Genomic DNA, 12,499 nt, shown 5'->3' with positions numbered 1-12,499 from the left:
CCTGGCCGCCCTCATGCCCGGGTGGCGAGCGCGATCATGCGGCGGTGCGCGGTGCTGAGGGCTCCACCGTCCTCGCCGCGGAACGAGACGTCGGTGAAACCCGCCTGGTGCAGCCAGTCGCGCAGCTCCGGCGCGGTGAACATGCGGACCGCGTGGGGGACGCGGCGGACCTGGCCACCCCGGAGCACCACCCGCTCGACGATCGAGCGCATGGTCAGCGGGTCCAAGCGGTGGTGGTCGATCATCATGTCGTCGCCGACCTCGTGCACCACCTGAGCCCGGTAGCGGGGGAGCAGTTCGACGATGTTGTTCAGCTCCACCGCGAACCGCCCGCCTGGCCGCAGCGCGCGATGGACCTCCGAGAGCACCTGGCGGTTGCCCGCGTCGGAGAAGTAGCCGAAGGCGGTGAACCAGTTCAGCGCCGCGTCGAAGCGCTCCTGCCAGGGAAGTTCTCGCATGTCCCCGTCGACGTAGGTGACCTCCACGCCGAGTTCGGCGGCATCCGCGCGGGCGCGTCGCAGGAACGTGGCGGAGCTGTCCAGGCCGGTGACCCGACAGCCCATCGCGGCCAGCCGGTTGGCCAGCCTGCCGTGCCCGCAGGCCAGGTCCAGGACCTCATCGCCTGGTGAGACGCCGAGCAGCTGGGACACGAACTCCGACTCGGCCTGAGCGCGTTCGTCGATCAGCGGGCCGTAGAAGTGCAGGTAGTCGTCGTCGAAAAGGCCCTCGGCGTCGAACGTCGGTTCTTCGTTGGTGATTTCGCCATCACTCATGACGACCACGGTGGCGAACGCCGCGGTGGCGCACCACCGGTTTTCCGCCCGTTCGGCTGGGACTCGGTGGGTGGGGCGTTGTAGGTGACGTTCGAGTCACGGTGAGGAGCGCGATCTTGTGGCGTGGTGAGCCCCAGCAGCTGAGCTTCGGAGCACCACCGGTTTCCGCCGGTCAGCTCTCCGGGTCGAGGAGGGCCTCCGCCACTGCGGTGATGTCTTCGGGTCGGACTCGGCAGCAGCCGCCGACGAGCATGGCGCCGGCTGCGCGCCACTGGCGGGCCTGGCGCGGGGACAGGCGAGGATCGCCGGTCCAGGCGTGCTGCTCGGCGTCCCACCCCTCGCCGCTGTTGGGATAGGCGACGAGCGGCTTTTCCGTTGCGGCTCGGGCGGTTTCGAGCGCGGGTAGGACGTCCTCGGGATTCGAGCAGTTGATCCCGATCGCGTGGATCGCGTCGGATCCGGCCATGGCGAAGGCGTCGGCGAGCGGTTGGCCGGCGCGGGTCCGGTCGCCGTCGACGGTGAACGACAGCCACGCCGGCACTCCCAGGCCAGCGACGGCTTCGACCAGGACCTCGGCTTCCTCGACGTCCGGGATGGTCTCCAGCGCGAGGATGTCCGGGGCCGCGTCGGCCAGCGTCTCCAAGCGCGGCATGTGGAACTCCCGCAGCTCGTGCTTGGTGAGCCCGTAGTCGCCCCGGTATTCGGAGCCGTCGGCGAGGGTCGCGCCGTACGGACCGATGGAGGCGGCGACCCACCGGTTCTCGCCTGGCTCGACCTCACCCGCCAGCCGCGCCAGCTCGACGCTGCGGCGCAGCAGCCGCTCGGCACCGGCGCGGTCGAGACCGCGCTCGGCGAAGCCCTCGTACGACGCCTGGTAGCTGGCGGTGGTGGCGATGTCGGCGCCCGCCCGGTAGAACGCGGCGTGCGCGGCGACGATCTCCTCCGGGGCGTCGGCCAGCAGGCGTGCTGACCACAGCGCGTCGGCGAGCTCGTGCCCCATCGCCTCCAGCTCCGTGGCCAACCCGCCGTCGAGCACCAGCGGCCGATCGACCCTGAATTCCTGCATGCCGTCCAGCCTAGTGGTGTTCCGGAGGGCGGACCCCCTCGAAACCCGGCGTGGGCAGATCCGAATCTCGCGAGATCCGACGCCGGGGCACCGGAGTCGGAAGCCGGGTGGTCAGCCCTTCACGCTGCCCGCCGCCAACCCGGAGACAAGGAAGCGCTGCACGGCGTAGAACACGATCACCGCCGGGACCGCCACCAGCACCGACGCCGCCGCGAGGTGACCCCACTCCGCCCGGTTCTGCTGGACGAAGACCTGCAGGCCGACCGCGAGAGTCTTGGACTCGTCGGCCGCCGACAGGAACGCCGAGGCGAAGGCGACCTCGCTCCAGGCGACGATGAACGAGTAGAAGCCGGTCACCGCCAGACCCGGGCGGGCCAGCGGCAGCACCAGCCGCCAGAACACGCCGAGCGGCGAGAGCCCGTCGACCCGCCCGGCCTCGTCGATGTCGGCCGGGATCCCGTCGAAGTAGCTCTTGAGCATGAACGTGCAGAACGGGATGGCGGTGCTGCAGTAGACCAGCACCAGTCCGAGCGCGCTGCCCTGCAAACCCAGCTTGAGCAGGATGTTGTACAGCGGCACGATCAGCACCGCGAACGGGAACATCTGCACGACGAGGAACGACAGGAGCAACCAGGGCCTGCCGGGGAACCGGAACCGGCTCAGCGCGTAGGCGGTGGTCGCCGCCAGCAGCACGCCGAGCACGGTGGTCAGCGCCGCGATCAGCACCGAGTTGCCGAACCACGCCAGGAACGAGCCCTTCGCGCCGGTGAGCACGTCGGTGTAGTTGTCCAGGCTGGAGTCGTTGAACAGCGACGGCGTCGCCTCGATCGCCTTCGCGTCCGGCTTGAACGACACCACCACGACCCAGAACACCGGGAACACCGCGATCAGCGACGCCACGCTCAGCGCGCCGTGCAACCCGATGCTCGCCAGCGTCGAACGCCTGCCCCGGCCACGCGGTTGCGCGGCGGCCGAGGACGCCCGCAGGGACGCTGCGTCGATGCTCATCACAGCTCCTCTCCCTGCCGCGCCATCGCGCGGCGGTAGATCGCGGCGAAGACCAGCAGCACCGACAGGATCAGCACGCCGTAGGTGGAGGCGATCGCGTAATCCCTGGTGGCGCCGGAGAAGAACCGCTCGAAGGCGTAGGTCACCAAAATCCGGGTGTGCGGGTTGTTACCGGTGATCAGGTAGATGACCGGGAACATGTTGAACGTCCAGATCACCCCGAGCAGCACCACGCTGCTCGACACCGGGCGCAGCCCCGGCAGCGTCACGTTGATGAACCGCTGCCAGGGCGTGGCCCCGTCCACCTCGGCGGCCTCGTAGAGGTCCGACGGGATGGCCTGCAACCCACCGAGCAGGGCGACCATCATGAACGGCACGCCCAGCCACACGTTGACCACGATCACCGACACCAGCGCCAGGTCCGACTGGCCGAGCCACACCTGACCGGGCAGACCCAGTGCTCCCAGCACCCAGTTGAGCAGGCCGTAGTCGGCGTTGAGCAGGTACCGCCAGGCGAAGGCGCTGATGAAGACCGGCACCGCCCACGGCAGGATCAGCAGCACCCGGTACAGCCCGCGCCCGCGCATCCGCCGGTTGAGCAGCATCGCCAGACCCAGGCCGATGCCGTAGTGGCAGACCACGCACGCGAAGGTCCAGATCACGGTGCGCACCAGCGTCGCCCAGAACGAACCGAACGCCGCCGAGCCGGACAGCACGTTGAGGTAGTTGTCCCACCCGACGAAGGAGTAGCGCGCCTCGCGGTCCAAGACCGGGTTGGCGATGTTGGTGTCGTTGATGTCGGTGAACCCGAAGTACACGCCCTGCAGCAGCGGCAGCACTACCAGCAGCGCGAGGACCGCGACCACCGGCAGCACCATCGCGTAGCCGAACCAGTACCGGGCCAGGAAGTTCCGCATGATCAGCGCTTCGCGTAGTCGGTGAGGATCGTGGTCTGGTAGGTCTGCGCCAGCTCGTCCAGCGCGGCCTGGGTCTGCTTGCGGCCGGACAGGACGTCGCCGTAGGCGGTTTGCAGCGGCTCCAGCAGCTCGCTGTTCTGCGGGATCCACGCGCGGCTGTGCGTGGTCGCCGCCAGCGGGCGGAACGCGGTGACGATCGGGTTGGCGACGACCGCCGGGTGGTCGTAGGCGGACTTGCGGGTGGGCAGCAGGCCCAGCTCCGCGGCGATCTTCGCCTGGCCGGCTGTGCTGCTCATGCAGGCGACGAACTTCTGCGAGGCCTCGGTGGCGTCGCTGCCCTGCCTGATCACGTAGTCGTGGCCGCCCACCGGCGACGGGGTCGCCGAGCCGGGGACCGGCGCGATGCCCAGGTTGGCGGGGTCGGCGAACTCCTGGGAGGCGGTGAACTCCGAAACCGCCCACGGGCCGTCGATGATCATGGCCGTCTCGCCGGTGGTGAACGCGGTCTTCATGCTGGTGTAGGAGTTGGGCTGGTCGAGCGACGTGCGGGCGGCCTTGGCGTCGAGCAGGTCCTTGGCGACCTGCACGCCGCGCACGGTCTCCGGGGAGTTGACGGTGATCATCCGCGCGTCGGAGTTCACCAGGTCACCGCCGTGGGTGTAGATGAACGGCAGCGCGTAGTACTCGTCGTTGTTGAGGAACAGCGCGTTCTCGCCACCCAGCTTCGGGGCGATGGCCTTGAGCTCGTCCCAAGTTCGCGGCGGTTCCACGCCGGCGGCGTCGAGCTTGCGCTTGTTGTAGAACAGCGCGAGCGCGTCGGTGACCTGCGGGACGGCGTAGGTCTTGCCCTCGAACCTGGTCGATTCCAGCGTGTTCGGCAGGAAGTCGTCGGTGCCGGCGACCAGCGGCGTGCCGGAGAGGTCCTGGATGAGGCCTGCCTGCGCGAGCTGCGAGACCCAGCCGACGTCGGCGCGCAGCACGTCCGGTCCTTGTCCGCCTTGCGCCGCGGTCTTGTAGTTGTTGAGCGCCTGGTCGAAGGCCACCGTTTCCACGCGCACCTGGTAGCCACCGGTGCGGCCGCACTCCTGGGCGAGCTCGCTGAACACAGCGCTTTCCGCTGATCCGCTGGTGTCCCAGTACACGACCTCGTTCGCGTTGCCTGCCGAACCGCCGCACCCGGTGAGGGTGAGGGCTCCGACCAGGCCCAGGGCAGCGGTGACCGTGGCCTTGGGTCTCATTTCCAGACCTCCGTTGTGCAAGTTTTTGCAACCGACTGGCATTAGATTGCATACCGAAGATGTGATGCGCGTCAAGCTCTTTGGAAGAAAATGGACAGACTTTGGCGACCCATGAGGGAAGACCATTGCAAATTGTTGCTAGGGCGTGCAGTATCGGGTCGGGAACCATCGGAGTGGGAGGAGTCCGGCGTTGGCGGGTCTGGCCGAGATCGCGGAAGCGGCCGGGGTGAGCGTGTCCACGGTGAGCCGCGTGCTCAACCGCAAGTCCGGCATCGCCGAGGAGACCCGGCAACGCGTGCTCGACGTGCTCAACCAGCTGCCGCACACCGCCCGGGGCGTCGGAGCCCTGCGGCGCACGGGAGTGATCGGCCTGCTGGTGCCGGAGCTGTCCAACCCGGTGTTCCCCGCTTTCGCCGAAGCGCTGGAAAGTCGTGCCTCGCAAGCGGGTTACGCCTCGCTGCTGTGCAACACGCGCGCGGCGATGAGCGAGAGGGAGTACGTCCAAATGCTCCAGGCGCGCGGCGTCGAGGGCATGATCTTCGTGTCACCGGAGATCGCCAACCCGGACAACGACGAGCGTCGCACCCGCGGCTACTACGAGAAGCTGGCGCGCGAGGGTGTCCGGATGGTGTTCGTCAACGGCGGCGCACCGAGCCTGGACGTCCCGGACATCACCGTCGACGAGCACCTCGCCGGTCACCTCGCGGCGCGACACCTGTTGGAACAGGGGCATCGCCGCGTCGGCTTCGTCAGCGGCCCCTCGCGAGCGCTGCCGTCCCGGCTCAAGCGCGCGGGGTGGGCCGCGGCTTTGGAGGAAGCCGGCGTCGAACCTGCCGCCGAACTCGTCGCGCACGGCGCGTTCTCCGCCGAAGGCGGTGCCGAGGCGATGTCGCGGCTGCTCGACGGTCCGCAGCCCACGGCGGTGCTGTGCTCGTCGGACGTGATGGCGCTGGGCGCGATGGGGGAGGCCAAGAGGCGCGGGCTGAGCACGCCGGAGGAGATCTCGGTGGTCGGCTTCGATGACATCCCGCTGGCCGCCTACTGCCAACCGGCGCTGACGACCCTGGCCCAGCCCATTCGCGACATGGCCGCCGCGGCCGTCGACGAGCTCCTGCGCCAGCTCGACCCCGACGGCGACGAGCGCGGCTCGACCAGCTTCAGCCGCATGTTCCGGCCCAGCTTGATCGTCCGCGAGTCCACTCGGGAGCGTTGACGCAGACGGTGCTCCAGAGCTGCCCGCGATCGAAGTTCTGCCCGGTCGATCCAGACCGGAACTGCCCGCACTCCGGAAAGGGAGCAGCATGTCTTGGTGGCGTGATGCCGTGGTGTACCAGATCTACGTGCGCAGCTTCGCCGACGGCGACGGCGACGGGATCGGTGACCTCGCTGGGGTGCGGGAGCGGCTGCCGCACCTCGTGGAGCTGGGCGTCGACGCGATCTGGCTGACCCCGTTCTACCCCTCGCCGATGGCCGACGGCGGCTACGACGTCGCCGACTACTGCGGCGTCGACCCGCTCTTCGGCGACCTCGACGAGTTCGACGCGCTGCTGGCCCAGGCCCACGACGCCGGTCTGCGAGTGCTGGTCGACGTCGTCCCGAACCACACCTCCGACCAGCACGCGTGGTTCGCCGAGGCCCTGGCCGCCGAGCCGGGTTCGATCGAACGCGACCGCTACCTGTTCCGCGAGGGGCGCGGCGACGGGCCGCCGAACGACTGGGAATCGATCTTCGGCGGCCCGGCCTGGACCAGGCTGCCCGACGGGCAGTGGTACCTGCACCTGTTCGCGCCCGAACAGCCGGACCTGAACTGGCGGAACCCGCAGGTGCGCGCGGACTTCCGCAAGGTGCTCAAGTTCTGGCTGGACCGCGGCGTCGACGGGTTCCGCATCGACGTCGCGCACGGGATGATCAAGCACCCGGACCTGGCCGACACCGGTCGCAGCGAGCAGATCTCCCTGCTGGGGAAGGGCGAACTGCCTTACTTCGACCAGGACGAGGTGCACGAGATCTACCGCGACTGGCGCGCGCTGCTCGACTCCTACTCGGGCGGGCGGATCGGCGTCGCCGAAGCCTGGGCGTCCACCCAGGAGCGCCTGGCCCGCTACGTCCGGCCCGACGAGCTGCACCAGGCGTTCAACTTCGCGCTGCTGGAGGCGCCCTGGTCGGCGGAGGAGTTCGGGAAGGTCGTCACCGAATCCCTGGCCACCACCGCTCAGGTCGGTGCGACCACCACGTGGGTGCTGGGCAACCACGACGTCCGGCGCCCGGTGACCCGCTTCGGCGACGGCGAGCTCGGCCTGTCGCGCGCTCGCGCGGCGGCGCTGTTCAGCTTCGCCCTGCCTGGCTCGGTCTACGTCTACCAGGGCGAAGAACTGGGATTGAGCGAAGTGCTGGAGCTGCCCGACGAGGTTCGCCAGGACCCGATCTGGGCCCGGTCCGGCGGCACCGACGTCGGCCGCGACGGCTGCCGCGTGCCGCTGCCGTGGTCTGGTGACGAGCCGCCGTTCGGCTTCGGTCCCGGCGGGAGCTGGCTTCCCGCGCCGGGGGAGTGGGCGTCGTCCACGGTGGAGGCTCAGCGCGCCGCCCCTGGTTCGGTGCTGCGGCTCTACCGCTCGGCGCTGGCGCTGCGCCGCGAGCTGACCGTTCTGGGCGATGGGGAGCTGACCTGGCTGGGCGCTCAGGGGCAGGTGCTCGCGTTCGCTCGCGAGCCGGGCTTCGCGTGCGCCACCAACTTCGGCGAAGTGCCGGTCAGCCTCGACCTTCCTGGTGACCTGCTGCTCCGCAGCGACGGCGCCGAGGTCTGGACGGGGGAGCTGCCGCCGAACACCACCGTCTGGCTCGGAGACGGCAAGAAGTAACCAAGAATCGTCTCAGTGGGTCTATTTCTGCCGTACCGACCGTGGTCGCATGTGAGTCACCAATGACACGGAGGTGACTCGCATGGTGCGACGATCAGCAACGACCATGGCGGCGGCGGCGCTGTCCGCCGTCGCCGTGGTCGGTTCCCAGGCGCCGGCGTCCGCCGCGCCGAACTTCCAGGTGCCCTTCACGTGCGGTGTCGAGGTCACGGCTGCCACCTTCAGCGGGCACAGCCCGGCCAACTCGGTCGACTTCCAGCGCGAGGGCATCACCGGCATGGCCGTCCTCGCTTCCGCCGGAGGCGCCGTGACCAGGTCGGAGAACGAAGGCGACACCAGCTACGGCCGGTGGATCGAACTCGACCACGGCAATGGCTGGCGCACCCGCTACGCCCACCTGTCCAGCCAGGCCGTCTCGGTCGGCGAGAAGGTGTCGGCAGGCGACAAGATCGGCGAGGCCGGCGCCACCGGCGGAGTCACCGGCCCCCACCTGCACTTCGAGCAGATCCTCGACGGCGCCGACCGCAAGGTCGTCCTCAACGGCAAAGCCGTCCCGTACTACGGACACACCCCGTTCACCAGCAAGAACAACTGCTGAAATGACTCGGTTCGCACTCGCTCCGCGTGGCGGTGCGGGTAGCGGAACCTGACACGTCGTCTGGCTGCGGGATCCGTCGCTGATGCATGTCCGATGCACGGCGCAACGGCTGTCCTCGCCAGACGTCGTGTCAGGACCTGCGGCGGTGCGAGCTGAGTCCCGCACCTGGTGCAGTGCCAGGACCCCAAGTCGCTCTCCAAACCCCTGGGGCGGGAACGCCGAAGGCCTGCTCCCTCATCGTGGGAGCAGGCCTTCCGCGTGTGCGTTCGAGCGTCAGAGGCGCACGGGGTAGTGGGGTTCCGGGACCTCGGGGGAGAGGCGGCCTTCGATGAAGATGGCGTGCCAGAGCATGAAGACCAGCAGGGCCCAGAGGCGCCGGCTGTGGTCGAGGACGCCGGAGCGGTGCTCCTCCAGCAGCTGCAGGATCGCGCGGCGATCCAGCAGGTGATCGGTCTGGGACTGCTGGATGATGTTGCGAGCCCAGTCGTGCATCTCGTCCTTGAGCCAGAGCCGGATCGGCACCGGGAAGCCGAGCTTGCGACGGTTGAGCACGTGCGCCGGGACGACCTGGTACAGCGCTTGGCGCAGCGCGTACTTGGTGGTCTCGCTGGTGATCTTCTGCTCCAACGGCACCGTGCTGGCCACCCGGAAGACCTCGTTGTCGAGGAACGGGACTCGCAGCTCCAGCGAGTTGGCCATCGTCACCTTGTCGGCCTTGACCAAGATGTCACCGCGCAGCCACGTGAACAGGTCGACGTGCTGCATCCGGGTCACCGGGTCCCAGTCCTTCGACAGGCTGTACGGGGCGCCGGTCACGTCCTTGTGCGACACGCCCGGGTCGAAGGCGCGCATGATGTTGCGCAGCTGGTCGTCCCGGAAGATGCGCGCGTTGCCGTAGTAGCGCTCCTCCAGGTCCAGCGAACCGCGGCGCAGCAGGTCCTTGCCGCGCACGCCCTCCGGGATGCGGCTGGAGATGCTGCCCATCGCCTTGCGCAGAGCGCCCGGCACCTTCTCGAACGGCGCCAGGGACAGCGGCTCGCGGTAGATCGTGTAACCGCCGAACAGCTCGTCGGCGCCCTCGCCGGAGAGCACCACCTTCACGTGCTGGCGGGCTTCGCGGGCGATGAACCACAGCGGGACCAGCGCCGGGTCGGCCACCGGGTCGTCGAGGTACCAGATGATCAGCGGCAGCGCCTCCATCATCTCCTCGGCGGAGACGGTGCGGACCACGTGCTTGACGCCGATCGCCGCGGCCGACTCGGCGGCCACGTCCACCTCCGAGTAGCCCTGCCGCTCGAAACCGGTGGTGAAGGTGATCAGGTTCGGGTTGTGCTCCTTGGCCAGCGCCGCGATGGCGGTGGAGTCGATGCCGCCCGACAGGAACGAGCCGACCGTCACATCCGCGCGCATGTGCTTGGCGACCGAGTCGCGCATCACATCGACGATCTCGTTCTGCAGCCGCCGCACGTCGGCGTCGGTGTTGGCCGGGCGCGGACGGAAGTTCGGCTGGAAGTACCGCTCGGTCACCAGCTGCCCGCCCGGCGAGACGGTGAACGAGGTCCCGGACTCGATCCGGCGGATCTGCCGGTGCAGCGACTCGGGCTCCGGCACGTACTGGAGCACGAAGTAGTGCTGCAGCGCCTTGTGGTCGAGCTCCTCGCCGATCTTGAGCGTGTTGGCCAGGCTGAGCAGGCTCTTCTTCTCGCTGGCGAAGGCCGTGCCGCCGGGTCCGGTGGCGTAGAACAGCGGCTTGATGCCGAACGGGTCGCGCGCGCCGTAGACCACCTTGCGCTCGCTGTCCCAGATCATGAACGCGAACATGCCGCGCAGCCGGCCGACCGACCGCGGGCCCATGTAGTGGTAGGCGGCGACGATGACCTCGGTGTCGCCGTCGGTGCCGAACCGGGCGCCGTACTGCTCGATGAGCTCGGCGCGCAGCTCCAGGTAGTTGTAGATCTCACCGTTGAACGTGATGGTGTAGCGCCGCGGGTTCTCCGGCGGACCCCAGGTCAACGGCTGGTGGGAGTGCTCAAGGTCGATGATGGACAGCCGGTTGAAGCCGAGGACGACCTCACCGCCCTGCCACGTGTCGCTCTCGTCCGGTCCCCGGTGTCGTTGACAGGGCAGCGCGTTGGCCACGGCGTTCACGCTGTAACCGGCAAATTCTTGAGTGGGACAGATGAGTCCAAGCAGGCCGCACACGCGTCTCGTGCACCTCTCCGAGTCGGGGGGAAAAGGCTGGCTCCAGTATGCAGAACCTAGGCCCGCGCGCTGCACGCGCGTGGGGGCGAGCGCTTCGTGGTCGTTCTGCGCGATCGTGCGGGTGGAGGTACCGGACCGGCTCCGCGGACCCGCGCGCCACTCCTCGTGCACGCCGCCCACATCGTCGCGGCGCGCTCGCCACGTACCCGCTCAGGACCCCCGGCGGGCGCAGGCTGCTCAGGTGGTCGCCAGGAGGGGAGAGCCGCTCCGCCATTGCGAGATCGGCCCTGAGCGAGCGATCGGCGCCCCCGGAGCAGTATCGCGGCTACACCTGGGCTAGGCTCTGCCCAGGATTCCGGCGGCGGATCTGCGGTTGCCTGCGGGCGGACCGGGGATCGACCAAGCCGCTTCGGTGAGTTTTGCACGAGGAGGCGTCGCGCAGTGGGCCTGAAGGAGGGGACCCGAGTGCCACGGCTGGTCAAGGTCGCTGGTCTGATCGGCCTGGTTGGTGTCGCGGCCACTGGCTGCACGACCGACGAGGTCCTGCGGTTCGGATGGCCAGAGGGTGTCACCCCGCAGGCCGAGGCGATGCGGAACCTGTGGACCTGGTCGGTGATCGCAGCACTCGCGGTCGGTGTGTTGGTGTGGGGGCTGATCTTCTGGTCGGTCGCTTTCCACCGCAAGAAGAAGAACGACGAGGAACTGCCGCGTCAGTTCCAGTACAACCTGCCGCTCGAGCTCATCTACACGGCGATTCCGTTCGTGCTGGTGGTCGTGCTGTTCTACTTCACGGCGGTCACGCAGAACACGGTTCTGGCCAAGCCGGCGAAGCCGGACCAGACCGTGAACGTGGTCTCGTTCCAGTGGAACTGGGAGTTCAACTACCCCGGTTACAAGACGCCGGACGGGCAGCCGGTGCGCACCATCGGCAGCAGCAGCGAGATCCCGCTGCTGGTCGTGCCGGTCGGGCAGCGCGTCGAGTACCGCATCCGGTCCACCGATGTGATCCACTCGTTCTTCGTCCCGGAGTGGCACTTCAAGCGGGACACCTTCCCGTACCCGGAGAAGAACAACCAGGACAACGTCTTCCAGAACACCGTTGAGCGGGAAGGCTCGTTCGTGGGCCGGTGCGCCGAGCTGTGCGGCACCTACCACGCGATGATGAACTTCGAGGTCCGGGCGCTTTCGCCGGACAAGTTCGACCGGTACATGCAGCTGCGCACCCAGGTGAACCCGCAGACGGGGCAGACCTACACCGCTGCCGAGGCCCTCGGTGCGATGAACTGCGGTGAGCTGTGCACGCCGCACGCGGTGACCGGTGTTCCGTTCAACACCGACCGCACCGGCGGCGTGCCCTCCGGCATCGGGACGAACAGCTAGGGGTGCCCTCGACAGGGCGTACGGCGTGAGAGCGAGGACTCCATGAAGGTCGAATCGAGGATCTTCAACATCATCACCGTTTTCTTCTTCCTGTCCGCAGTCGTCTACGGCGTCTGGGCCAAGGAGCCGGTGGGCACCGTGGCGCTGGTCCTGGTCGGCGGTCTGTCCCTGATCATCGGCAGCTACTTCTCCTTCGTGGCTCGCCGGATCGAGGAGCGTCCCGAGGACAACCCGGACGCGGAGATCAGCGACGGTGCTGGTGAGCTGGGCTTCTTCAGCCCGGGTAGCTACTGGCCGGTCGGCCTGGCCGCCGGTGCGGCGTTCGCGGGCATCGCCCTGGCGTTCTTCCACGTCTGGATGATGGTGCTCGCGGTAGGCTTCCTGCTGATCATGGTCGCAGGACTGGTGTTCGAGTACCACACCGGTCAGAGCAGCCACTGAAGCACAACGTGGAAGGCC

10 protein-coding genes and 1 pseudogene are annotated in these 12,499 nt (G+C 68.6%); 5 read left to right on the top strand and 6 right to left on the bottom strand.

Annotated features, from left to right (window positions below; genetic code table 11):
• Positions 1–11: 11 nt before the first annotated feature.
• From E1161_RS06080 to E1161_RS06060, 5 genes are all read right to left on the bottom strand, one after another.
• Positions 12–773 (bottom strand): class I SAM-dependent methyltransferase, encoded by a 762-nt coding sequence (locus tag E1161_RS06080; protein ID WP_132620433.1) that lies wholly within the window; start codon positions 771–773, stop codon positions 12–14.
• 172 nt (positions 774–945) lie between these two features.
• Positions 946–1,839: a homocysteine S-methyltransferase gene (gene mmuM, locus E1161_RS06075; RefSeq protein WP_132620431.1), complete on the bottom strand. Its 894-nt coding sequence runs from the start codon at positions 1,837–1,839 to the stop codon at positions 946–948.
• Between the two features lie 111 nt (positions 1,840–1,950).
• Positions 1,951–2,847: a sugar ABC transporter permease gene (locus E1161_RS06070; RefSeq protein ID WP_132620429.1), complete on the bottom strand. Its 897-nt coding sequence runs from the start codon at positions 2,845–2,847 to the stop codon at positions 1,951–1,953.
• Complete coding sequence (locus tag E1161_RS06065; protein ID WP_132620427.1) at positions 2,847–3,764, bottom strand: carbohydrate ABC transporter permease; 918 nt, start codon at positions 3,762–3,764, stop codon at positions 2,847–2,849. Before E1161_RS06065 ends, E1161_RS06070 begins: the two co-directional genes overlap by 1 nt.
• 2 nt (positions 3,765–3,766) lie before the next feature.
• Entirely contained in the window at positions 3,767–5,002 is a 1,236-nt protein-coding gene (locus E1161_RS06060; protein ID WP_132620425.1) for an extracellular solute-binding protein, read from the bottom strand.
• Between the two features lie 190 nt (positions 5,003–5,192).
• Here E1161_RS06060 and E1161_RS06055 point away from each other — a divergent pair, with 190 nt between their 5' ends.
• From E1161_RS06055 to E1161_RS06045, 3 genes and pseudogenes are all read left to right on the top strand, one after another.
• On the top strand, positions 5,193–6,215 hold the full coding sequence (locus E1161_RS06055) for a LacI family DNA-binding transcriptional regulator (RefSeq protein WP_132620423.1): 1,023 nt from the start codon (positions 5,193–5,195) through the stop codon (positions 6,213–6,215).
• A gap of 88 nt (positions 6,216–6,303) precedes the next feature.
• Positions 6,304–7,860: a glycoside hydrolase family 13 protein gene (locus tag E1161_RS06050; protein ID WP_132620421.1), complete on the top strand. Its 1,557-nt coding sequence runs from the start codon at positions 6,304–6,306 to the stop codon at positions 7,858–7,860.
• An 82-nt stretch (positions 7,861–7,942) separates the two neighbouring features.
• Positions 7,943–8,455 (top strand): annotated as a pseudogene (locus E1161_RS06045) (M23 family metallopeptidase); the annotation flags it as partial.
• Positions 8,456–8,731: 276 nt separating this feature from the next.
• On the opposite strand, the gene asnB reads toward E1161_RS06045, so the two are convergent.
• Positions 8,732–10,660 (bottom strand): asparagine synthase (glutamine-hydrolyzing), encoded by a 1,929-nt coding sequence (gene asnB / locus E1161_RS06040; RefSeq protein ID WP_132620417.1) that lies wholly within the window; start codon positions 10,658–10,660, stop codon positions 8,732–8,734.
• A gap of 441 nt (positions 10,661–11,101) precedes the next feature.
• On the opposite strand from asnB, the gene ctaC reads away from it, so the two are divergent.
• Together ctaC and E1161_RS06030 are read left to right on the top strand one after the other, a co-directional pair.
• Positions 11,102–12,040 (top strand): aa3-type cytochrome oxidase subunit II, encoded by a 939-nt coding sequence (ctaC, locus tag E1161_RS06035; RefSeq protein WP_132620415.1) that lies wholly within the window; start codon positions 11,102–11,104, stop codon positions 12,038–12,040.
• A 42-nt stretch (positions 12,041–12,082) separates the two neighbouring features.
• A complete protein-coding gene (locus tag E1161_RS06030; RefSeq protein WP_132620413.1) occupies positions 12,083–12,481 on the top strand; it encodes a cytochrome c oxidase subunit 4 in 399 nt (132 codons plus the stop codon).
• Positions 12,482–12,499 lie beyond the last annotated feature (18 nt).

This window comes from Saccharopolyspora aridisoli (assembly GCF_004348445.1).
Taxonomy (GTDB): Bacteria; Actinomycetota; Actinomycetes; order Mycobacteriales; family Pseudonocardiaceae; genus Saccharopolyspora; species Saccharopolyspora aridisoli.
This window is presented reverse-complemented; position numbering and strand designations above follow the sequence as displayed.